The following is a 21,044-nucleotide window of genomic DNA, read 5'->3' as shown; positions in this document are numbered from 1 at the left end:
TTCCTTGGTTCTAGTGATGCAGCTGCTGCAGCTTCAGGTGTGAAGCCAGCAGATGGTTGACTGTGAAGTACAGGGCCACGGCGCTCATGGCCAGCCCGAAGACCGAGGCGGCGTCGGCCCATTGCAGGCTGCGCGATGCCCCTTGGGCGGCGGTAAAGATGGGCAGGGTCCATAGCGCCAGCAGGGCGTTGCGCAGCACCATCCACCAGGACAGGCCCGCACCACGCGCCGCCGCGCCGCGAAAGGCGGGCCCTCCGCAACCGCAGTCGATGTCGCGGCGCCCACGCGCCAGGTTGACCGCCACGCCGGCCGTGGCCACGGCCAGCACGGCCAAGGCCAGCGCAGCGCCGGAAGACCGGCTCGCGGGCACCAGCAGCAGCGCGCCGGCCAGGGCCTCCGCCAGGACATAGACCCATGCAAAGGCGGCGGCCAGGCCGGCAGGCACGATCTCGTAGGCGGTCACGGCGGCAACAAACGCCGCCATATCCTTGAGCTTTTCCAGCGCCCCCAGCAGCAGTACGCAGGCCAGCGCGGCACTTGCGGCGTAAAGCAGGACGGGATCGGTCATCGGGCGCCTCCGGGTTGGGGTTCGACCTGCAGCGCGGTTTCGCCGGCGCCCTGGATCGTGCCCTTGAACACCGGCGCCGCTGGCGCGGCGTCGTAGATGTTGACGTTGCCGCCATCCAGCGTGAACAGGCGCGGCTTGTCGTCTTGCGACACCGACATCGACAGCGCGTTCTTGCCAGGTATGCGCGCCAGCCGCTTGTGCGTGGCCAGGTCGTATACCCAGATTTCCGCAGCGGGCGTCTTGTGCGAGCCTTCGACGCCGTTCGGGTGCATGCCCACGTAAAGACGCTTGCTATTGCGGTTGACAGCCAGCAGGTTGTAGCCGCCCGGCCGCCAGCCGCGATCTTTGCCGGACTTGTCCAGCAGCGACCACGGTTCAGCGAACTTTGCATCCTGGCCGCTGAAATCGGCGCTGTAGACATTGCCGTTGTACGACACGAAGTAGAAGGTGTCGCCCAGGTTGCCCGTGTGCGTGAAGATCGGGTCCTTCTCGACGTCGAACATGGGCTTGCTGCGCTGCTGGCCCGACGGCTTGCCGGCGGCGTCCAGGTCGACGGTGATGAAGGTGCCGTCACCGCAGATGCTGGCAAAACTGCGCGGCCGCGACGGTGGCACGATGATGCTCCAGCAACCGGCGGAGGCGGTGACTTCATCGGCAAACGTGCGGGCCTTCAGGTCCACCACGGTTACGGACGACGCGGGCGTGGCGTTCTGCACGAACAGCAGGCCGCCGTCCGAACTCTGCTGGAGGTAGTTGCGATAGTTCAGCGCCTGGGCTCGCTTTTCGGGAATCTGTACCTCGAACTTGGGCGTCAGCGTTTCGGCATCCCAGGCTTCGACCACGTCGGTGCGCTTGCCACGGTTCAAGCGCTCGTAGTAGGTAGTCATGATGTAGATGTCTTTGCCGTCGGCAGACACGGTCATGTGCCCGTTGAACGACGACGGCACCAAGCCCAGGAATTTCATCGTGTCGCCGTCATAGATGTTGATGCGACTGTCGACCAGATGATTGAACACCGCATCCATCACGTACAGCCGGTGCGGCGTGGCGGGCGGCAGGCGCGTGCCCCCCTTGAGCTCTTCGTTGGGCAGATCGGCCCGGGCCATGCCAGCCGTGGCGGCCAGGGCGGCGCACAGGGCCCATTTTGCCAACTGGGCGCCAGCACGCCGTCCCGCACGCGCTGCGGCCTGCGGGCCGCGTCTGTCAGCACAAAGCGCAGTCATTGGAAGTCTCCTGGTTCATGTCCGTTGCTCCTAAAAGGCATAGACGTAGCGCATCTGCAGGCCACGCATGCGCGGGCCGTTCTCGACCTTGAGGTCGTGGATGTACTGCATCTGGATCTGGTTGGCGTCATTGATCTGGTGGGTGAGTTCCAGCGCCAGTTGGTGGTTGCGGGCGCGACTGGTGACGGTTTCACCGCTGACGCGCTCACGGCCGCCGGTCTCAAAGCGGTAGCGGATGCCCGTGTAAGTATTGGCAGTGAGGTTGGTCGAAGCCAGCGCAAAGAAGCGGAAGGACGGGTCCTTTTTCAAGGTCTGACTCATCCAGTCGGTGTTGCGACCGTAGATTTCGACTTCGCCGATGGCTTCGAGAAACGTGGATTCACCGACTCCTTTGACGAAGGAAAAGTCCTGGATGGTGGACCAGCGATTCTTGCCTGGCGAGGTATCCGGCCGTGCACCGTCGTACCGGCCCAGCGGCACCACCACGAAGGGCTCCCAGGCGAACCAGGTCTTGGTCTGCTCGTTGTTGTAGAGCCAGATCGCGGACCCCAGCGTGACGTCGCCGATGCCTGTCTGGCGGTCGCGTGACGCGCCCGGCAGTTCCATCGTGGTGCGGGATATCGGCACGATGAATTCAAGTTGCACGGTCTTGCCGAAGAACTCACGGTAGTGCATCTGGCGATAGATGGCCGCATCGACATCTACCGAGGCGCCGTCCACGCGTTTGCCCGCCGAATACAGCCCCGACGAGCGCAGGCCCGTCAGGTAGCCCGCGATGATGTTGGTACCGACCGGTGCGGGTATCCAATCGCGTGCGCTGGGATCTCCTGCCCATGCGCTCTGTGCCGTCGCCGCACACGCCAGCAGTAATGCTGCGCTTGCCCGGCCCCGGCAAATGGTCTTGCCTGCCATGCCCTTCCCCTTGGTGTCGCGGCACGCGCGTGCGCCGGTATGTCCCGGCTTGAAGCGCGCGGCCGTCAGTCTAGTAAGCGATGCAAACGGACTTCTTCTCCAGATACATGTCCAGTACGGCGCGGCCGTGCTCACGGCCGATGCCCGACTGCTTGAAACCGCCGAACGGCATGTTCGGATCGAGCATGTTGTGGGTGTTGACCCACACCGTGCCCGCATCGATGCGTGGAATCAACCGCTGCACGCGGGACAGGTCGTTGCTCCAGAGGCTGGCGCCCAGGCCAAAGGCGCTGTCGTTGGCGAGCCGCACGGCATCGTCCAGCGTGTCGAACGGCTGGGCGACGACGACCGGCCCGAAGATTTCTTCGCGAGCGATGCGGGCGTCGGCCGGCACGTCGGCGAACACCGTCGGTCGCACGAAGTAGCCGGCTCCGTCGCCGGCATTGCCCCCCGCCAACACCCGTCCGCCCTGAGCACGACCGATGCCGATGTAGTCCAGGACGCGCTGCTGATGACGTGCCGACACCAGTGGCCCCACCTGCGTGGTGGGGTCGAAGCCCGACCCCAGCTTCATGCCGGCGGCCAGGTCGGCAAGCCCCTGAACGACCTTGGCATACAGCCCCTTTTGCACGTACAACCGGGATCCGGCGGTGCAGACCTGCCCCTGGTTGAAGAAAATGGCCGCGGCCGCGCCTTGCACCGCGATGTCGGGGTCGCAGTCGTCCAGCACGATGACGGGCGACTTTCCGCCAAGTTCCAGCGAGACGCGCTTCATGTCGTCCATGGCAGCGCGCCCAATGAGCTTGCCGACTTCGGTGGACCCGGTGAACGCTATTTTGTCGACGCCGGGATGGGCCACCAGCGCCGCCCCGGCGGTTTCACCCCGGCCCGTCACGACGTTGACCACGCCGGGCGGAAAGCCCGCCTCGAGCACCAGCTCGGCCAGCCGCAGGGCGGTCAGGGGGGTTTCTTCGGCGGGCTTGAGCACCACGGTGCAGCCGGCGGCCAGTGCGGGAGCGATTTTCCAGATGGCCATCAGCAACGGGAAATTCCACGGAATGATGGCGGCCACCACGCCCACCGGCTGGGGCAAGGTATAGGCGTGGTATTGCACGCCCGGCGGAAACGGGATGGACAGTGCAAGCGTATCGCCCGTGAGCTTGGTGGCCCAGCCGGCCATGTAGCGCAGCCATTGCGCGCCGGCGCCCACTTCCAGCCCCTGGGCCACGCCCAGCAGCTTGCCGTTGTTCAAGGTTTCAAGCCGTGCCAGCGCGTTGCCGTGCTGCTCGACCAGGTCGGCCAGTTTCAGCAGCAGGCGTTCGCGGCCAGCGGGCAGCATGTCGTGCCAGGGGCCCGCAGAAAACGCCCGGCGCGCGGCCTGCACGGCCAGGTCGATCTGGGCGGGCCCGGCATCCAGTTGATGGGCGATGACCTCGCCCGTAGCGGGATTGAATACTGCGACAGGATCGCCTTGCCCTTCGCGCAGCGGTTTGCCGTCGACGATCATGAATTCGCGGATGGCCGCCAATTCGGGGCGGTCGGACGCGGGTGCGCTGGCGGGTATGCGGGCGGACGACATGCGGAAGGCTCCAACGGATAACGTTGAAGCCAGGATAGCAACGGCCTGCCGTGCTGGCTTGTCCGCCCGTGCATGGGGTTTTGTTCCCGTGCGCACGTCCAAGCAAACGGCGGAACGCGCAACGCGTTCCGCCGTCGGGGCCCTGCCGGACAAGCCGGAAACTCAGTCCAGCATCAGCACCGTGGCGCCGGTGGTCTTGCGCGAGGCCAGCGCGGTCTGGGCTTCACCGGCCTGTTCCAGGCTGTAGCGCTGATCAATACGGACCTTGATCTTCTTTTTCAGGACCAGGTCGAACAGTTCTTCAGAGGCCGCCTGCAGCTTTTCCAGCGTGTTGACGTGCACGCCCAGCGACGGACGCGTGACGTACAGGCTGCCCTTCTGGTTCAGCACCGCCAGGTTCACGCCCGCCACCGGACCGGATGCGTTGCCGAAGCTGACCATCAGGCCGCGCGGCTCGATGCAGTCCAGCGAGGTTTCCCAGGTGTCCTTGCCCACGCCGTCGTACACCACCGGCACCTTCTTGCCGCCGGTCAGTTCGAGCACGCGCTCGACCACGTTTTCGCGCGAGTAATCGATGGTTTCCCAGGCGCCATTGGCGCGGGCCAGTTCAGCCTTTTCGGGGCTGGACACGGTGCCGATCAGCTTCACGCCCAGGGCACGCGCCCATTGGCAGGCGATCAGGCCCACGCCCCCGGCGGCCGCGTGGAACAGGATGGTCTCACCGCCTTGCAGGCGGTAGGTCTGGCGGAACAGGTACTGCACGGTCAGGCCCTTGAGCATCAGCGCGGCGGCCTCGTCAAAGCCGATGCCCTTGGGCACCTTGACGACCTGGTTGGCGGGCACGTTGCGAGCCTTGGCGTAAGCGCCGATCGGGCTTTGGCCATAGGCCACGCGGTCGCCCTTTTTCAGGTGCTTGACGTCGGCGCCCACGGCGGTGACCACGCCCGCGCCCTCGAAGCCCAGGCCGTGCGGCAGCGGGTGGGGATACAAGCCCGTCCGGAAATAGATATCGATGAAATTCAGGCCGGCCGCATGCTGGTCGATGGTGACTTCATTGGCGGCGGGCGGCGGTACTTCGACTTCCACCAGTTTCAGGACTTCGGGACCGCCGTGCTGCTCGATACGGATTGCCTTGACGAGATTGCTGGCCATGCTGGCCTCCTTTCATTGAAATGTTGCGAATCAACCGAGAAAACCAGACTTCAGCGCGCGGGGGCCGAACCGCCCCGCGCGGCGGACGGTGGCTTGGCAGCCCCGCCCCCCATCAATACGAACACGCCGGCCAGGACCAGCGCGGTGCCCGCCAACTGCCAGGCGGTAACGGGCTCATCCAGGAACCACGACGCCAGGAACAGCACCGACACCGGCCCGATCATGCCCAGCAGCGACGCGGTCGGGGCGCCGATCAGCGCCACTGCCCACATCAGCATGAACACGGGCGCCACCGTATTCAGGGTGGCGTGGATGATCGAATAACCGTAGACGCCCAGGGGCTGGACCAGCACGGATGCGGGATGCACCACGAAGAACTGCACGATGCAGGCCACGCAGGACACCAGCATGGCATACGCCACCAGTCGCGTCGGCCCGACGCGCTTGATCAGTTCGCCCGAGCAGATCAGGTACACAGAATAGCTGAGCGCCGAGCCGAAAACGAACAAAGACCCTGTCAGCACCGCGGCAGATCCGCCGAAGCTGAGATCATGCGCGAACACCAGCACCACGCCCGCGTAGGACAACCCCATGGCCAGCCACTGCCGGCGCTCGACCGGGCGCTTGAACCAGAACGCGGACAGCAGCACGACCAACGACGGCGACAGGAACAGGATGAGGCGCTCGAGGCTGGCGGTGATATAGCGCAGACCCAGGAAATCCAGGAAGCTGGACAGGTAATACCCCAGCAGCCCCAGCAGGCAGACCTGCAGGCGTTCCGTCCAGGTCATCACCACGATCTGGCCGCGGGCCGCCAGGCGCGACTGATGCCACGCCACCGCCGCGAAGAATGGCATGGCGAACAACATGCGGAATGCGATGAGGGTGACCGCGTCGATACCGTAGCGGTAGGTGAACTTGACGACGATGGCCTTGCCCGAAAACAGGACGGCGCCCAGGGCGGCCATGAAAAAGCCGGCCGCGCGGCTGGAGGGACGAGAGACCGGCAAAAGCCTGGCAATGCGATTCATGCGATGATTTTAGATTCAGTGCATGACCAAATGCACGCCCGGCTGCGCTTTTTTAGCCGCCTTCCGCCTTCGCCCTCCGCCTCGAATGACCCGACACCGCGCCCTGACCTATATCCATATCGCCGCCATCCTGTTCGGCCTGACCGGCGTTTTCGGCGAACTGATCCAGGCCAGCGCCGCGGTCATCACCCTGGGACGCGCCGTCTTCGCCGTGATCTCGCTGGGCCTGTTCGCGCGCATGCGCCGCCGCCCGCTGCTCGGCGCCCTGACCCCGGCCCAGTTGTTCGTGCTGGTGGTGGCCGGCGCCCTGCTGGCGGCGCACTGGGTCACCTTCTTCATTTCGGTGAAAGTGGGCGGCATCGCCATCGCCACGCTGGGATTTGCCAGCTTCCCCGCCTTCATCACGCTGTTCGAAGGCCTGATCTTCCGCGAACGCGTGCGGCTCGCCGAATGGCTGTTGCTGGGCCTGGTCACGGCCGGCCTGGTGCTGGTCACGCCGTCGTTCGACCTGGCCGACCAGGGCACCATCGGCCTGGCCTGGGGCCTGTTGTCCGGCCTGACCTTCGCGCTGCTCGCCCTGAGCAACCGGCGTTCGGCATCCGGCATGGACCCGATGCAGGTGGCCTGCTGGCAGAACCTGATCGTGGCCCTGGTCATGTTGCCGTTCGCGGCCGGCCAATTGCCCGCGCTGCCCGCCCTGGACTGGTTCTGGCTGGCACTGCTGGGAGTGTTCTGCACCGGCCTGTCGCATTTCCTGTTCGTCTCCAGCCTGACCCGCCTGAATGCGCGCAGCGCCGGCCTGGTGATCGCGCTGGAACCGGTCTATGCCATCGCGTTCGCCTGGGTGCTGTTCAGTCAGCAACCCACCGTGCGCATGATGGCCGGTGCCGCGTTGATCGTGGCCGCCATCGTCTGGTCGGGGCTGCGCAAGGCGCCTGCCGCCCTCGAAAATGCGCCCGAAGGCGTCCCCAAATAGCAGCCTTGACAATTACTGACTAGGCAGTAAAATTCGCCACATGAATGCCTCGTCACGCCCTGATTCTTCCGAAAATCCGATTCATTACCGCGGGGACACCCGCTGCATGACAGAGGATAATGCCGGCTACCTGATCAAGCTGGTCGCGAACTCCCTGAACCGCATGCTGGATCAGGAAATGGCGCCGCTCGACCTGACGGCCATGCAATGGCGCCCCATCGCCATGCTGTACCTGGGTCGGGCCGACACGCCGGCCGAACTGGCCCGCCTGAACGGCATGGATACCGGCGCCATGACCCGCGCGCTCGACCGCCTCGAGGCCAAAGGCCTGCTGCGGCGGGCCCGCAGCCAGCAAGACCGGCGCGTCGTTAAGATTGAACTGACCGAACTCGGCGAAGAAAAGGCGCGCAACATTCCGCCCAACATCGCCCGTGTACTGAACCACCACCTGCGGGGATTTTCCACCGACGAGGTGGCGCAGTTGATGCACTTCATGCGCCGCATGATCGCCAACGGCTCCGCCTCCGGCGTCGCGCCCGAGCGCTGACGGCGCTCCCGCGAGCGCCTGCCGCCCCTGGCCACAGGGGCTTTATTTGACATAATATTTGCCTAGGCAAATACAGATTAATCAATTACTTTCAGCAGATTGTCAGGATGAAACGCCTTCTTTCTACCGCATTAGTGCTCGCCCTGAGCGGTTGCGCCCTGATGGAACCCGGGCCCACGCCCGTCGCGGCCCTGGACGAAGCCAAGCTGGGATTGACCGCCCAGGCCACCGCCTGGCCCGAAACACAGTGGTGGCAACGCTACGGCGACAGCCAGCTCAACACGCTGATGGACGAAGCGCTGGCCAACAGCCCGTCCATGACGGCTGCGCAGGCGCGCCTGGCCAAGGCCAATGCCGCAGTCAGCACGGCCCGAGCGCCCCTGCTGCCCCGGGTCGACGCCGACTACTCCCTGACCCGCGAACACCTGTCCAGCGACTATATCTATCCGGCGCCGCTGGGCGGATCCGTCGTCAGCGACAACCGGCTGGCGCTGGACTTCAGCTATGAGCTCGACTTCTGGGGCAAGAACCGATCGCGCCTGCAGGCCGCCGTGTCGCAACAAGCCGCCGCCGAAGCCGATGCCCAGGCCGCCCGCAACATGCTGGCCAGCGCCACCGTGCGCGCCTACCTGAACCTGCAGAATGCCTTTGCCCAGCGCGACGTCATCAAGCGCGTGCTGACCCAGCGCGAGGATGTGCTGTCCCTGACCCGCGGCCGCTACTCGGCGGGCCTGGATACCCAGGTCGAGGTCAAACAGGCGGAATCGTCCCTGGCCGCCGGCCGGGTCGAGCTGACCCAGAACGAAACCACCCTGGCGCAATTGCGCAACCAGGTCGCGGCGCTGGTGGGTGCCGGACCCCAGCGCGGCCAATCGCTGGTCGCCGTGGCGCTGACCGCCCCCGGCGGCGGCGTGCCGGCCAGCGTACCGCTGGATCTGCTCGGCCACCGCCCCGACGTGGTCGCCGCCCGCTGGCGCGCCGAAGCCGCGCGCCACCAGATCGACAGCGCCCGCGCCGAGTTCTACCCCAACGTCAACCTGGCCGCCTTCGTCGGCTTCCAGGCGCTGGGCACCGGCAACCTGCTGGGCGCCGCCAGCCGCACGGCCGGCATCGGCCCGGCCATCACCCTGCCGATCTTCCACGGCGGCGAACTGAACGCCAACCTGGCCGGCCGTCGCGCCGACGCGGATCTGGCGGTGTCTGACTACAACCAGACGGTGCTGGACGCCGTGCACCAGGTGGCCGACGCGCTGGATGGCCTGCGCCTGCTGGACCAGGAAAGAGCCCAGCAGCACCAGGCGCGCGAAGCCATCGAAGCCGCCTACGACCTGGCGGTCAACCGCTACAAGGCCGGCATGGGCAACTACCTGACCGTGCTGATCGCGCAGACCGGCGTGCTCACGCAAGCCCGCCTGGACACCGACCTGCGCATCCGCGCCTACCAGCTCGACGCCAACCTGGCCAACGCGCTGGGCGGCGGCTACGCCCCCGCGCCCGCTGCCCAGCCCGCGCCCGCCACGAACTCCACTCATTGAACGCTCCGGATTCAGACGTCATGAACGCAGCCACCACTCCCACGACCAATCCCGCCCGCAAACGCCTGCTGCTGATCGCCACGGGGGTCTTTATCGTCCTCGCGATCGCCTACGGCATCTGGTGGGCCCTGTTCGGCGCCCACTTCGAAAGCACCGACGACGCCTACGTGCACGGCAACCTGGTGCAGATCACGCCGCAAGTGCCCGGCACGGTCATCGCCATCGAAGCCGACGACACCGAAACCGTCGCCGCCGGCCAACCGCTGGTGCGCCTGGATCCGGCCGACACCGAAGTCGCGCTGCAGCAGGCTGAGGCCAAGCTGGCGCAGATGGTGCGCCAGGTCCGTACCTACTATGTGCAGAACGACGCACTGGCGGCCGATGTCGACCTGCGCAACGCCGACATCCTGCGTGCTCAGGCCGAACTGACCCGCGCCCAGAGCGACGTCAGCCGCCGCCAGCAACTGGCCAAGTCCGGCGGCGTCAGCGGCGAAGAGATCCTGCATGCCGAAGCCGCCCTGAAAACCGCCCAGTCCGGCCTGGCGCAAGCCCGTGCCGCACTGGCCGCCTCGCGCGCCAAGCTGGCCACCAACCAGGCCCTGACCCAAGGGACGACCGTGGCGGACCACCCCGACGTGCGCCAGGCCGTCGCCGGCCTGCGCAACGCGTGGCTGGCGCAATCGCGCACCGTGCTGCCCGCCCCCGTCGGCGGCGTCATCGCCCGCCGCAGTGTGCAGGTAGGCCAGCGCGTGGCCCCGGGCGCCGCGCTCATGACCGTCGTGCCGCTGGACCAGGTCTGGGTCGAAGCCAACTTCAAGGAAGGCCAGCTGCGCAAGATGCGCATCGGCCAGCCCGTCAAGATGGTGGCCGACCTGTACGGCAGCTCGGTCACGTATCACGGCACCATCGCCGGCCTGGATGCCGGCACCGGCAGCGCCTTTGCCCTGCTGCCTGCGCAGAACGCCACCGGCAACTGGATCAAGGTGGTGCAGCGCGTACCGGTGCGCATTGCGCTCAATCCTGACGATCTGAAGGCCCATCCGCTGCGCGTCGGCCTGTCCATGGACGTGGAAGTCGACGTCGGCAAGCAGGAAGGCGAGCCGCTGACCGCGGCCGCCCGCAAGGAACCGGCCTGGTCGACCCGCGCGTTCGAACCGGCGCATGACGAGGTGGACGCGATGATCAGCAACATCATCCAGGCCAACCTTGCCTCCGACGAATTCACCCCGCAGGCGGCCCCGTCGCCCGCCACCAAAGAAGGCTCGGCGCGCGGCGCCAAGTAAGGAAGCGCTCCCATGAGCACCCCCGCACAGCCCGCGGCCGGCGGCGCCCCCGCCGAGCCGACCGTACTCCCGCCCGGCACCTACCCGCCACTGGAAGGCGCGACCCGCATCATCGGATCGATCGCGCTGTCCACGGCGGTGTTCATGAACGTGCTGGACACCTCGATCGCCAACGTCTCCATCCCGACGATTTCCGGTGACCTGGGCGTCAGCTCCAGCCAGGGCACCTGGGTCATCACCTCGTTCGCCGTGGCCAATGCCATCACGGTGCCGCTGACCGGCTGGCTGACCCAGCGCTTCGGCCAGGTACGGTTGTTCCTGATTTCGACGCTGCTGTTCGTGCTGGCGTCGTGGCTGTGCGGCTTTTCGCCTTCGCTCGAAGCGCTGATCGCCTTCCGCGTGCTGCAAGGCGCCGTGGCCGGCCCGATGATCCCGCTGTCGCAAACGCTGATGCTGGCCAGCTTCCCGAAATCCAAGGCGGGCATGGCGCTGGCGGTCTGGTCCATGACCACCCTGGTCGCCCCCGTGGCCGGGCCCTTGCTGGGCGGCTGGATTTCCGACAACTACACCTGGCCCTGGATCTTCTACATCAACGTTCCGGTGGGCCTGCTGGCCGCCTGGATCAGCTGGCGCATCTACGGCAACCGCGAATCACTGACCCGCAAGCTGCCCATCGACAAGCTCGGCCTGGTACTGTTGGTGGTCTGGGTGGGTTCGCTGCAGATCATGCTGGACAAGGGCAAGGAACTGGACTGGTTCGCCAGCCCCACCATCATCGCGCTGGCGGCCATCGCCTTCGTGGCCTTCGTGTTTTTCCTGATCTGGGAACTGACCGACGCGCACCCGGTGGTGGACCTGCGCCTGTTCAAGATCCGCAACTTCACCGTGGGCGCCGTCACCCTGGCAGTCGCCTATGGCGTGTTCTTCGGCAACGTGGTGCTGCTGCCGCTCTGGCTGCAAAGCTACATGGGCTACACCGCCACGTACGCAGGCCTGGTGACGGCCCCGGTGGGCCTTCTGGCAATCCTGCTGACGCCCATGGTGGGCAAGATGCTGGCCACGCGCGACCCGCGCCAGATCGTCACGGCCGCGTTCATGATCTTCGCGCTGGTCTGCTTCATGCGGTCGGGCTTCAACACCCAGACCGACGTGCGCACGCTGATGATCCCGACGATCATCCAGGGCGCAGCCATGGCGGCGTTTTTCGTGCCGCTGACCTCGATCACGCTGTCCAGCATCGAACCGTGGCGCATTCCGGCGGCCTCGGGCCTGTCGAACTTCCTGCGGCTGACCGCAGGCGCGTTCGGCACTTCGATCGCCACCACGCTCTGGGAAAACCGCGCGACCCTGCACCACTCCCAGTTGACCGAAGCCGCCAAGCCCGGCCAACAGGCGTTCGACCAGACCTTGAACGCACTGCAGAACGGCGTGGGCATGTCGCACGAACAGGCCCTGACCACGGTAGACCGCATGATCAACGCCCAGGCGTTCACCATGTCGGCGGTCGATGTGTTCTATGCGTCGGCGGTCATTTTCCTGATGCTGATCGGCTTGGTCTGGTTCGCCAAGCCGCGCTCCGCGAAGGCCGGTGGCGGCGGTGGCGCGGCCGAGGCGGCGGCAGGCGCCCACTGATCACGACGGGGCATCCTGCAACGCAAAGGGCCTGGCAAGAAATTGCCAGGCCCTTTGTTTTCAGTTGTTCAACAACGCTTGCCAGTTTTGCCGTTCGATCACATCCGGCGGTATCGCACTGACGGGTGACAGATTGATTACCGACACGCCTCGGCCACGCCATTGCTGGGCGGCAAACCGGAACGACGGCTCGATGAGACGGGCGAAATTGCGCGCCAGGCGACTGGTCTGCGGCGTCGCCCCTTCATCGTAGAAACGCATGCCATGCTGCAGCGTCAGGTCCAGCCCATGCAGGTACACCTTGCGTGCGCCGCCTGAAATCATTACCTGCAGCGCCACATAGGCCACCGTATCGGCATCGAACACGCCCAGAGAGGCATTGAAGCTGTAGCCCAGCCCCTGCTTGGCGTCCAGCAACTGCAGGTCGGGCGACGCCGCCACCATGCGCTTGAGCACGGCGGGTGCCGCGCTACGCTGGTAGGCGCGTTCGGAGATCAGCTCGATGATGCAGATACGGCAGCGTATGAACTCCTGCGGAATCCCTTGCATGATGTAGCGCAGCACTTCGGGCAACACGTACAAGGTGAGATCACAGGCGACGATCTCGCGCACCAGGTCGATACGGTCGCGAACGAAGTTCTGGTCGATGATGCAGTAATACTTGAATGGCAGATCGAACTTGAGGGCAAGCGCGATCGAGCCATTCACCCCCATCGCCGCCCGGATCTTCAGGCGGTCGTAGGGAATGTCGGCGACCGAGGGGCCGCTCAGGATCAGGTGCATCTCGTCGTCGGCCGGGTCGTAGCCCTGCTCGAGCGGCGTGATCGGCAGCGACCGGCCAAAGGCACGAAAACCGCAGATCACCCCGGCCGGATTGCGCCAGATGCGGACGAAGGGCCACAGGTGCTGGTTGTGGCGCTGCGTGCGCGACCGCATCATGCGGAACAGCTTGCGAGCGAAACGGTCGGCACGGCTGCCACCCACCTGAGTGGAGGTAGAAGCAATGGAATCGACCATGTCCTCGGCCCCCTGGAAATGCACGACTAGCCCGCCGCGATCAGCGACGCAATGGCATCGCCGACTTCAGCGGTGGAAGCGGTGCCCTTCATGTCGCGCGTGCGCGGGCCATCGGCCAACACGGTTTCAATGGCGCGAACCACGGCCGCCGAGGCCTCGGGGTAGCCCAGGAAGTCCAGCATCAGCGCGCCGCTCCAGATCTGGCCGATCGGGTTGGCGATGCCTTTGCCGTAGATGTCGGGTGCGGAGCCATGCACGGGTTCAAAAAGGGACGGGAACTTGCGTTCGGGGTTCAGGTTGGCCGACGGCGCGATGCCGATCGTACCCGTGCAAGCCGGGCCGAGATCGGAAAGGATGTCGCCGAAAAGATTGGAGGCCACGACCACATCGAACCAATCGGGGTGCTGCACGAAATGCGCGCACAGGATGTCGATATGGTATTTGTCCCAGCGCACATCCGGATAGTTCCCGGCGATGTCGGCCACCCGCTGGTCCCACCAGGGCATCGAAATGGAAATGCCGTTGGACTTGGTGGCCGCCGTCAGGTGCTTGCCCCGTTTTTGCGCCAGTTCGAATGCGAACTTCAGCACGCGGTCTGCACCCACACGGGTAAATACGCTTTCCTGGATGACCACTTCGCGCTCGGTTCCGCCAAACAGGATGCCGCCGCTATTGGAATATTCACCTTCGGTATTTTCACGAACGATGAAAAAATCGATTTCGCCGGGCTTGCGGTCAGCCAGCGGCGACGGCACCCCGGGCATCAGGCGCACCGGACGCAGATTGATGTATTGATCGAATTCGCGGCGAAACTTGAACAGCGACCCCCACAGCGCCTCGTGGTCGGGCACGGTAGCGGGCCAACCGATGGCCCCGAAGAAAATCGCCTCGTGCTGACCGATCTGTTGCTGCCAGTCGTCCGGCATCATCTTGCCGTGCTTGGCGTAATAATCGCAGCTCCAGTCGAAGTGGTCCCACTGGAAATCGATGCCGAAGCGCGAGGCGACGGCTTCGAGCACCTTCAGGCCTTCCGGCACGACCTCCTTGCCAATACCGTCTCCTGGAAGCACCGCAATCTTGTGTTTCTTCGCCACCGCTCTGTCCTTTCGAATCCTGGGTTATACCGCCCAGAATCATAGGCATAAATGGCGTCAACGCAATACCCCCAGTTACAAAAGTTGGGGGTATTCGCGTGTTCCAGAGATGGAATACAGAATTCAGCGACGGGTTTTGGATCCCAGCAAGGAACCGAGGATGCCGCGTGCCAATTCTCTTGCGATGGAACGCGCCGTGCTCTTGGCCACCGACTGCACCACGCCGTCGCGCTTGCCGCCACGCGGCCCCGTCGAACCGAACAGGACGTCATTCAGGCCATCCATGAAGCCGCCGCCCTTCTCTTCAGGGGCGGGAGCGGGCGACGGCCCGCCCGCGGTCGGCACCGGCGCAGCCGAATCCTGCCTGGCCGGCACCGAGGCGCGGCCGGCCAGCACCTCGTAGGCGGAGGCTCGCTCGATGGCCTGGCCGTACTTCGTGGTCATCGGGCTGGCCTGGCGCAGGGCCTGGCGTTCCGCGTCGGTCGCGGGGCCGATGCGGCTGGCGGGCGGCACGATCCAGGCGCGCTCGGTCGGCATGGGACGGCCCTTGACGTCCAGCAGCGACACCAAGGCCTCGCCCACGCCCAACTCGGTAATGGCCGCCTCGATGTCCAGGCCCGGATTGGGCCGCATCGTCTGCGCGGCGGTCTTGACGGCTTTCTGGTCACGCGGGGTAAACGCGCGCAGGGCGTGCTGTACCCGATTGCCCAATTGGCCCAGCACGGTATCCGGAATGTCCAGCGGATTCTGCGTCACGAAGTAGACGCCCACCCCCTTGGAACGCACCAGCCGCACCACCTGTTCGATCTTGTTCAGCAACGCCGGCGGCGCATCGTTGAACAACAGATGCGCCTCGTCGAAGAAAAACACCAGCTTGGGTTGTTCCATGTCGCCCACTTCGGGCAGCTTTTCATACAGGTCGGCCAGGAGCCATAGCAGGAAAATCGCGTACAGCCGCGGTGCCTGCATCAGTTTGTCGGCGGCCAGCACGTTGACGATCCCGCGCCCCTGGGCATCGGTGCGCATCAGGTCGGCCACGTCCAGCATGGGTTCGCCGAAGAATTTCTCGGCGCCCTGGGACTCCAGCGCCAGCAGGCCGCGCTGGATCGCGCCCACGCTGGCCGAAGACACATTGCCGTAGCGGGTCTTGAGGTCGGCGGCGCGGTCGGCCACGTTCTGCAGCATCGCCCGCAGGTCTTTCAGGTCCAGCAGCAGTTGGCCTTCGTCGTCAGCCACCTTGAAAACCAGGGTCAGCACCCCTTCCTGGGTGTCGTTCAGTTCGAGGATGCGCGACAGCAGCAGCGGCCCCATATCGGTGATGGTGGCCCGCACGGGCACGCCCTGCTCGCCGAAGACGTCCCACAGCGCGACCGGGCTGGCGCCCCAGGCCGGCTCGGCAAGGCCCAGGCTTTTCAGGCGTTCCTGCAGCTTGGGGCTGGCTGTCCCCGGCTGCGAAATACCCGTCAGGTCGCCCTTGACGTCGGCCATGAAGACCGGGGTGCCGATGCGGGAAAAGGATTCGGCCAGCACCTGCAGGGTGACCGTCTTGCCGGTGCCGGTGGCCCCGGTGATGCAGCCGTGCCGGTTGGCCAGGGCAGGCAGCAGCGCCAACTCGGTCTGCGCATTCTTGGCGATGACGATGGGGTCGGGCATGGGCAACTCTCCGGGCCGGGGGTATCAGATGCCCAAGTGTAGAGCCTGCCGTGGCGCTTGTGCGTGGCAATATGGACACAGGCGACAGGGTCCCGGGCGCGCAGGCCGCCGGCACGGTAAAATGCCGTTTTTGCAGACAATTTATCTGGGAAGCCATGGCCGGACACAGCAAATGGGCCAATATTCAGCACCGCAAAGGCCGCCAAGACGCCAAACGCGGAAAGCTCTGGACCAAGATCATTCGTGAAATCACCGTGGCGGCGCGCGCCGGCGGCCCCGACCCGGACAGCAATCCGCGCTTGCGCATGGCCTGGGACAAGGCCACCGACGCCAACATGCCCAAGGACAACATCCAGCGCGCCATCCAGCGCGGGGCGGGCGGCGCCGACGGCGACGCCTACGAAGAAGTGCGCTATGAAGGCTACGGCATCGGCGGCGCGGCCGTCATTGTCGACTGCATGACCGATAACCGCACCCGCACCGTGGCCGAAGTGCGCCACGCCTTCGCCAAGAATGGCGGCAACCTGGGCCAGGAAGGCTCGGTGGCCTTCATGTTCAAGCACTGCGGCCAATTCGTTTTCGCGCCCGGCACCCCTGAAGACAAAGTCATGGAAGCCGCCCTCGAAGCCGGCGCCGAAGACGTCACGACCGACGAAGAAGGCGTGATCGAAGTCGTCTGCGCGCCGCCCGACTACGCCGCCGTGCGCAGCGCCTTCGACGCCGCGGGCCTGAAGGCCGAAGTCGACGGCATCGTCATGAAGGCGTTGAACGAAACCGAGCTGGCCGGCGAAGACGCCATCAAGATGCAGAAACTGCTCGACGCCCTGGAAGCCCTGGACGACGTGCAGGAAGTCTATACCACCGTCATTTTCGACGAAGCGCAGTAATTCCATGACCCAGGCGTTGTGAAGGCACCCGCCTTCCCGGCGCCACGCTGTCACCGGACCCGGGCCCGCCCGGGTCCGTGGCCTATTTCTCGGGCAGGTGTCCCGCGACACTCGACTGGCAACCTTAAGACTCACGCAACATGAAACTCCTGGTAATTGGCTCTGGCGGCCGCGAACATGCCCTGGCCTGGCGACTGGCCCGCTCCCCGCGCGTACACAAGGTGTACGTCGCCCCGGGCAACGGCGGCACGCAACGGGCCGAGCAAATGGAGAACATCCCGTTCACCAATGCCGAAGAACTGGCTGATTTCGTCCAGCGCGAAGGCATCGCCCTGACGGTCGTGGGCCCCGAAGCCCCGCTGGCCGCCGGTGTCGTGGACGTCTTCCGCGCCCGCGGCCTGAAAATCTTCGGCCCGACCAAGGCCGCCGCGCAACTGGAAAGCTCCAAGGACTACGCCAAGGCCTTCATGGTCCGGCACAACATCCCCACCGCGCGCTACGAGACCTTCACCGACCCGGCCCTGGCCCACGCCTATATCGACCAGGAAGGCGCCCCCATCGTCATCAAGGCCGACGGCCTGGCCGCCGGCAAGGGCGTCGTCGTCGCCGCCACCCTCGAAGAGGCGCATGCCGCCGTCGACGCGATGCTGGGCGACGGCTCCATGGGCGCCGCCGGCGCGCGAGTCGTCATCGAAGAATGCCTGGTGGGCGAAGAAGCCAGCTTCATCGTCATGTGCGACGGCCGCAACGTGCTGGCGCTGGCCACCAGCCAGGACCACAAGCGCCTGCAGGATGGCGACCAGGGCCCCAATACCGGCGGCATGGGCGCCTATTCGCCCGCCCCTATCGTCACGCCCGAACTGCACCACCGCATCATGCGCGAAATCATCCTGCCGACCGTGCAGGGCATGACGCGCGACGGCATTCCGTACACGGGCTTCCTGTACGCCGGCCTGATGATCGCCCCCGGCGATGATCCCGACCGCGACATCAAGACGCTGGAATTCAACTGCCGCATGGGCGACCCCGAAACCCAGCCCATCATGATGCGCGTCAAGAGCGACCTGCTCGACGTGCTCGAGCACGCCGTGGACGGCACGCTGGATCGCGCCGACATCACCTGGGACCGCCGCACGGCCCTGGGCGTGGTGCTGGCCTCGCACAACTACCCCAACACCCCGCGCACGGGCGACGTCATCCGCGGCCTGCCCGCCGACGCCGACGACTGCATGGTGTTCCATGCCGCCACCGAACTGGACGGCGAAGACACCAAGACCACCGGCGGCCGCGTGCTGTGCGTCACCGCGCTGGGCGATTCGGTCAAGATGGCGCGAGACCGCGTGTACGAAGCCATCGACGGCATCCACTTCGACGGCCGCCAGTACCGCAGCGACATCGGCTGGCGCGCGCTGAAGCCCTCGCAGCAAAAGCCCAAGTCCAACGCGTAACCGGAAGCGCCGATGAACGCACTGCCCGTCGCCACGGTCCGCGACTACCTTACCGGCCTGCAGTCCCGCATCGTCGCCGCCCTTGAGGCCGCGGAAGGCAGCGCCTTCCGCGCCGACGAATGGACGCGGCCCGAAGGCGGTGGCGGCCTGTCGCGGCTGCTCGAAGGCGGCGCGCTGTTCGAACGCGCGGGCGTGCTGTTCAGCCACGTCAAGGGCACCAAGCTGCCGCCGTCGGCCAGCGCGCATCGCCCCGAACTGGCCGGGCGCAGCTGGGAAGCCATGGGCGTGTCCATGGTGCTGCATCCGCGCAATCCGTACGTGCCCACCACGCACATGAACGTGCGCATGTTCGTGGCCGCGGCCCGCCCCGGCCACGACGAAGCCGACGTATTCTGGTTCGGCGGCGGGATCGACCTCACGCCCTACTACCCGTTCGAAGAAGACGCCCGCCATTTCCATACGGTCTGCCACGACGCCCTGGCCAGCCACGGCGCCGACTACTACCCGCGCTACAAGCGCTGGTGCGACGAATACTTCTTCCTGAAGCACCGCAACGAAACCCGCGGCATTGGCGGCATTTTCTTCGACGACCTGAACGCCCCGGGATTCGATGCGTCCTTCGCCCTGACCCGTTCGGTCGGCGACGCCTTCCTGGCCAGCTACCTGCCGATCGTCGAGCGCCGCCGCGATATCCCCTACGGCGAACGCGAACGCGACTTCCAGGCCTACCGGCGTGGCCGCTATGTCGAATTCAACCTGGTCTTCGACCGGGGCACCCTGTTCGGGCTGCAATCCGGCGGCCGCACCGAATCGATCCTGCTGTCCATGCCGCCCCTGGCACAGTGGCGCTACGACTGGCAACCGGAAGCCGGTACCCCGGAAGCCGAACTGGCCCCCTACCTGACGCCGCGAGACTGGGTGTGAAGCGTATCGGACTCCTGGGCGGCAGCTTCGATCCCGTCCACGTCGCGCACATCGCATTGGCCGAAAACGCCTTGCGCGCGCTCGGCCTGGCCCAGGTGCAGCTCATCCCCGCGGCCAATCCGTGGCAAAGAGCCGCCCTGCACGCCACCGAGTCGCAGCGTCGCGACATGCTCGAACTGGCCATCGCCGGCCACGACGGGCTGGTGGTCAACCCCATCGAGCTCGAACGCGGCGGCGCCACCTATACCATCGACACCCTGCGGGCGCTGCCCGGCGACGCTCGTTACGTCTGGCTGCTGGGCGCCGATCAATTGGCCAATTTCTGCACCTGGCGCGACTGGCAGGAAATCTCCCGTCTGGTGGATCTGGCCGTGGCGACCCGCCCCGGCACGCCGCTTGCGCCCCCCGCCGAACTGGCCGCCTGGCTGGACAGCCTGGGCCGCAAGCTCGAAGAACTGCCTTTTGCCCCGATGCCGGTATCGGCCTCGCAGATCCGTCAGCGCCTGGCGCTGGGCGAATCCACCGACGGCCTGCTGGCCAGTCCCGTGGCCGCGTATATTGCGGCGCACCATCTTTACCGATAAACCCACACCCGCCTGGGCGCGCAGCGCCACGGAACCGGCACCTGCTGTCCGTGCGCGGGTTATATTTGCAGCTATGGATATACAGAAACTCCAACGCGCCGTCATCGACGCCCTCGAAGACGTCAAGGCGCAAGACATCAAGGTCTTCAACACCACGCATCTGACCAGCCTGTTCGATCGCGTCGTGATTGCAAGCGCCACCTCCAATCGCCAGACCCGGGCGCTGGCCTCCAGCGTGGCGGATCGCGGCCGTGCCCTCGACCTGACCGGCATCACGATCGAAGGCGAAGACACCGGCGAATGGGTCGTCGTCGACCTGGGCGACCTCGTGGTCCACATCATGCAGCCCGTCATCCGCCAGTACTACAACCTGGAAGAAATCTGGGGCGGCAAGCCGGTACGCGTCAAACTGCTGCCCGAATCCACCCGGGCTGCGCCGATCGTCAGCGACGGCGCCTACGACGACGCCGATCAGTAAGGCGCGGCGTGAAACTGATCGTCGCCGCCGTGGGCACGCGCATGCCGGACTGGGTGCAGACCGCCTGGGACGACTACGCCAAGCGCCTGCCGCCCGACTGCGCGCTGGAACTGCGCGAAATCAAGCCCGAACCGCGCACCACCGGCAAGACGCCCGCCCAGATGATGGCCGCCGAAGCCAAGCGCATCGAAGCCGCCTTGCCCGCTGGCGCGCTGCGCCTGGCGCTGGACGAACGCGGACGCGACCTGACCACCATGGCCCTGTCGCAAAAGCTCGAACAATGGCGAGCGGGCGGCCAGGACGTGGCTTTCCTGGTCGGCGGTCCCGATGGCCTGGATGCCGACCTCAAGGCCTCGTGCAGCGGCCAGTTGCGCCTGTCGTCCCTGACCCTGCCGCATCCCATGGTGCGCGTGGTGCTGGCTGAACAGCTCTATCGCGCCTGGGCCATCATGACCAACCACCCCTATCACCGCGCCTGATCCGCGCCCGGCTCCCAGCCAGGCGCGTGGCCGGCGCACCCA

The 21,044-nt window shown here is 66.0% G+C and carries 20 protein-coding genes; 11 read left to right on the top strand and 9 right to left on the bottom strand.

The window, feature by feature from the left end; all coding sequences use genetic code 11:
* Positions 1–10 precede the first annotated feature (10 nt).
* From ACUDP5_RS09075 to ACUDP5_RS09050, 6 genes are all read right to left on the bottom strand, one after another.
* A complete protein-coding gene (locus ACUDP5_RS09075) occupies positions 11–568 on the bottom strand; it encodes a MauE/DoxX family redox-associated membrane protein (protein WP_263913696.1) in 558 nt (185 codons plus the stop codon).
* Positions 565–1,791, bottom strand: a complete 1,227-nt coding sequence (locus ACUDP5_RS09070) for an amine dehydrogenase large subunit (protein ID WP_263913695.1) — start codon at positions 1,789–1,791, stop codon at positions 565–567. The genes ACUDP5_RS09075 and ACUDP5_RS09070 overlap by 4 nt, the downstream gene beginning before the upstream one ends.
* Positions 1,792–1,821: 30 nt before the next feature.
* Positions 1,822–2,703, bottom strand: a complete 882-nt coding sequence (locus ACUDP5_RS09065; protein ID WP_263913694.1) for a transporter — start codon at positions 2,701–2,703, stop codon at positions 1,822–1,824.
* 70 nt (positions 2,704–2,773) lie between these two features.
* Entirely contained in the window at positions 2,774–4,282 is a 1,509-nt protein-coding gene (styD, locus tag ACUDP5_RS09060; RefSeq protein ID WP_445658588.1) for a phenylacetaldehyde dehydrogenase StyD, read from the bottom strand.
* 162 nt (positions 4,283–4,444) lie between these two features.
* Positions 4,445–5,434, bottom strand: coding sequence for a quinone oxidoreductase family protein (locus ACUDP5_RS09055; RefSeq protein WP_263913692.1), 990 nt, complete (start codon positions 5,432–5,434; stop codon positions 4,445–4,447).
* A 50-nt stretch (positions 5,435–5,484) separates the two neighbouring features.
* A complete protein-coding gene (locus ACUDP5_RS09050) occupies positions 5,485–6,465 on the bottom strand; it encodes a DMT family transporter (RefSeq protein WP_263913691.1) in 981 nt (326 codons plus the stop codon).
* Between the two features lie 85 nt (positions 6,466–6,550).
* Between ACUDP5_RS09050 and ACUDP5_RS09045 the strand changes: the two genes are divergently transcribed.
* The 5 genes from ACUDP5_RS09045 to ACUDP5_RS09025 all read left to right on the top strand — a co-directional run bounded on the left by ACUDP5_RS09045 (position 6,551) and on the right by ACUDP5_RS09025 (position 12,438).
* The gene (locus ACUDP5_RS09045; protein ID WP_263913690.1) at positions 6,551–7,441 is read left to right on the top strand and encodes a DMT family transporter; all 891 of its coding nucleotides are present in this window, start codon (positions 6,551–6,553) and stop codon (positions 7,439–7,441) included.
* 40 nt (positions 7,442–7,481) lie between these two features.
* A complete protein-coding gene (locus ACUDP5_RS09040; RefSeq protein ID WP_263913689.1) occupies positions 7,482–7,988 on the top strand; it encodes a MarR family winged helix-turn-helix transcriptional regulator in 507 nt (168 codons plus the stop codon).
* A gap of 107 nt (positions 7,989–8,095) precedes the next feature.
* Positions 8,096–9,523: an efflux transporter outer membrane subunit gene (locus ACUDP5_RS09035; protein ID WP_445658587.1), complete on the top strand. Its 1,428-nt coding sequence runs from the start codon at positions 8,096–8,098 to the stop codon at positions 9,521–9,523.
* 20 nt (positions 9,524–9,543) lie between these two features.
* Positions 9,544–10,806 (top strand): HlyD family secretion protein, encoded by a 1,263-nt coding sequence (locus ACUDP5_RS09030; RefSeq protein ID WP_263913687.1) that lies wholly within the window; start codon positions 9,544–9,546, stop codon positions 10,804–10,806.
* Positions 10,807–10,818: 12 nt separating this feature from the next.
* Positions 10,819–12,438 carry a DHA2 family efflux MFS transporter permease subunit gene (locus ACUDP5_RS09025; protein WP_263913686.1) on the top strand — a complete coding sequence of 540 codons (1,620 nt, stop codon included), beginning with the start codon at positions 10,819–10,821 and terminating at the stop codon, positions 12,436–12,438.
* A 60-nt stretch (positions 12,439–12,498) separates the two neighbouring features.
* On the opposite strand, the gene ACUDP5_RS09020 is transcribed toward ACUDP5_RS09025, so the two are convergent.
* The 3 genes from ACUDP5_RS09020 to ACUDP5_RS09010 form a co-directional block, all read right to left on the bottom strand.
* A complete protein-coding gene (locus tag ACUDP5_RS09020; RefSeq protein WP_445658586.1) occupies positions 12,499–13,455 on the bottom strand; it encodes a hypothetical protein in 957 nt (318 codons plus the stop codon).
* Positions 13,456–13,481: 26 nt separating this feature from the next.
* Entirely contained in the window at positions 13,482–14,549 is a 1,068-nt protein-coding gene (locus ACUDP5_RS09015; RefSeq protein ID WP_263913684.1) for a tartrate dehydrogenase, read from the bottom strand.
* 123 nt (positions 14,550–14,672) lie between these two features.
* Positions 14,673–16,202 (bottom strand): helicase HerA-like C-terminal domain-containing protein, encoded by a 1,530-nt coding sequence (locus tag ACUDP5_RS09010; RefSeq protein ID WP_445658585.1) that lies wholly within the window; start codon positions 16,200–16,202, stop codon positions 14,673–14,675.
* Positions 16,203–16,357: 155 nt separating this feature from the next.
* Here ACUDP5_RS09010 and ACUDP5_RS09005 point away from each other — a divergent pair, with 155 nt between their 5' ends.
* The 6 genes from ACUDP5_RS09005 (at position 16,358) to rlmH (ending at position 21,002) form a co-directional block, all read left to right on the top strand.
* Positions 16,358–17,089, top strand: a complete 732-nt coding sequence (locus ACUDP5_RS09005) for a YebC/PmpR family DNA-binding transcriptional regulator (RefSeq protein ID WP_263913682.1) — start codon at positions 16,358–16,360, stop codon at positions 17,087–17,089.
* A 140-nt stretch (positions 17,090–17,229) separates the two neighbouring features.
* Positions 17,230–18,537 carry a phosphoribosylamine--glycine ligase gene (gene purD / locus ACUDP5_RS09000; RefSeq protein WP_175192673.1) on the top strand — a complete coding sequence of 436 codons (1,308 nt, stop codon included), beginning with the start codon at positions 17,230–17,232 and terminating at the stop codon, positions 18,535–18,537.
* 12 nt (positions 18,538–18,549) lie between these two features.
* Positions 18,550–19,461: an oxygen-dependent coproporphyrinogen oxidase gene (gene hemF, locus ACUDP5_RS08995; protein ID WP_263913681.1), complete on the top strand. Its 912-nt coding sequence runs from the start codon at positions 18,550–18,552 to the stop codon at positions 19,459–19,461.
* Positions 19,458–20,045, top strand: coding sequence for a nicotinate (nicotinamide) nucleotide adenylyltransferase (nadD, locus tag ACUDP5_RS08990; RefSeq protein ID WP_263913680.1), 588 nt, complete (start codon positions 19,458–19,460; stop codon positions 20,043–20,045). The genes hemF and nadD overlap by 4 nt, the downstream gene beginning before the upstream one ends.
* A gap of 73 nt (positions 20,046–20,118) precedes the next feature.
* Positions 20,119–20,523 (top strand): ribosome silencing factor, encoded by a 405-nt coding sequence (gene rsfS / locus ACUDP5_RS08985; protein WP_263913679.1) that lies wholly within the window; start codon positions 20,119–20,121, stop codon positions 20,521–20,523.
* Positions 20,524–20,531: 8 nt separating this feature from the next.
* On the top strand, positions 20,532–21,002 hold the full coding sequence (gene rlmH / locus ACUDP5_RS08980; protein ID WP_006387790.1) for a 23S rRNA (pseudouridine(1915)-N(3))-methyltransferase RlmH: 471 nt from the start codon (positions 20,532–20,534) through the stop codon (positions 21,000–21,002).
* The last annotated feature ends 42 nt before the right edge of the window (positions 21,003–21,044 follow it).

This window comes from Achromobacter sp. NCFB-sbj8-Ac1-l (assembly GCF_052695805.1).
The sequence above is the reverse complement of the archived record's forward strand: the minus strand, read 5'-3'. Positions and strand labels throughout refer to the sequence as shown.

Excerpts from the sequence above, each read along its gene's own strand:
- styD (WP_445658588.1), bottom strand. The coding sequence starts at position 4,282 with ATGTCGTCCGCCCGCATACCCGCCAGCGCACCCGCGTCCGACCGCCCC.
- ACUDP5_RS09075 (WP_263913696.1), bottom strand. The coding sequence starts at position 568 with ATGACCGATCCCGTCCTGCTTTACGCCGCAAGTGCCGCGCTGGCCTGC.
- ACUDP5_RS09065 (WP_263913694.1), bottom strand. The coding sequence starts at position 2,703 with ATGGCAGGCAAGACCATTTGCCGGGGCCGGGCAAGCGCAGCATTACTG.
- ACUDP5_RS09055 (WP_263913692.1), bottom strand. The coding sequence starts at position 5,434 with ATGGCCAGCAATCTCGTCAAGGCAATCCGTATCGAGCAGCACGGCGGT.
- ACUDP5_RS09070 (WP_263913695.1), bottom strand. The coding sequence starts at position 1,791 with ATGACTGCGCTTTGTGCTGACAGACGCGGCCCGCAGGCCGCAGCGCGT.
- ACUDP5_RS09010 (WP_445658585.1), bottom strand. The coding sequence starts at position 16,202 with ATGCCCGACCCCATCGTCATCGCCAAGAATGCGCAGACCGAGTTGGCG.
- ACUDP5_RS09030 (WP_263913687.1), top strand. The coding sequence starts at position 9,544 with ATGAACGCAGCCACCACTCCCACGACCAATCCCGCCCGCAAACGCCTG.
- hemF (WP_263913681.1), top strand. The coding sequence starts at position 18,550 with ATGAACGCACTGCCCGTCGCCACGGTCCGCGACTACCTTACCGGCCTG.
- ACUDP5_RS09035 (WP_445658587.1), top strand. The coding sequence starts at position 8,096 with ATGAAACGCCTTCTTTCTACCGCATTAGTGCTCGCCCTGAGCGGTTGC.
- ACUDP5_RS09040 (WP_263913689.1), top strand. The coding sequence starts at position 7,482 with ATGAATGCCTCGTCACGCCCTGATTCTTCCGAAAATCCGATTCATTAC.
- ACUDP5_RS09005 (WP_263913682.1), top strand. The coding sequence starts at position 16,358 with ATGGCCGGACACAGCAAATGGGCCAATATTCAGCACCGCAAAGGCCGC.
- ACUDP5_RS09025 (WP_263913686.1), top strand. The coding sequence starts at position 10,819 with ATGAGCACCCCCGCACAGCCCGCGGCCGGCGGCGCCCCCGCCGAGCCG.
- purD (WP_175192673.1), top strand. The coding sequence starts at position 17,230 with ATGAAACTCCTGGTAATTGGCTCTGGCGGCCGCGAACATGCCCTGGCC.
- ACUDP5_RS09045 (WP_263913690.1), top strand. The coding sequence starts at position 6,551 with ATGACCCGACACCGCGCCCTGACCTATATCCATATCGCCGCCATCCTG.
- ACUDP5_RS09020 (WP_445658586.1), bottom strand. The coding sequence starts at position 13,455 with ATGGTCGATTCCATTGCTTCTACCTCCACTCAGGTGGGTGGCAGCCGT.
- ACUDP5_RS09050 (WP_263913691.1), bottom strand. The coding sequence starts at position 6,465 with ATGAATCGCATTGCCAGGCTTTTGCCGGTCTCTCGTCCCTCCAGCCGC.
- rsfS (WP_263913679.1), top strand. The coding sequence starts at position 20,119 with ATGGATATACAGAAACTCCAACGCGCCGTCATCGACGCCCTCGAAGAC.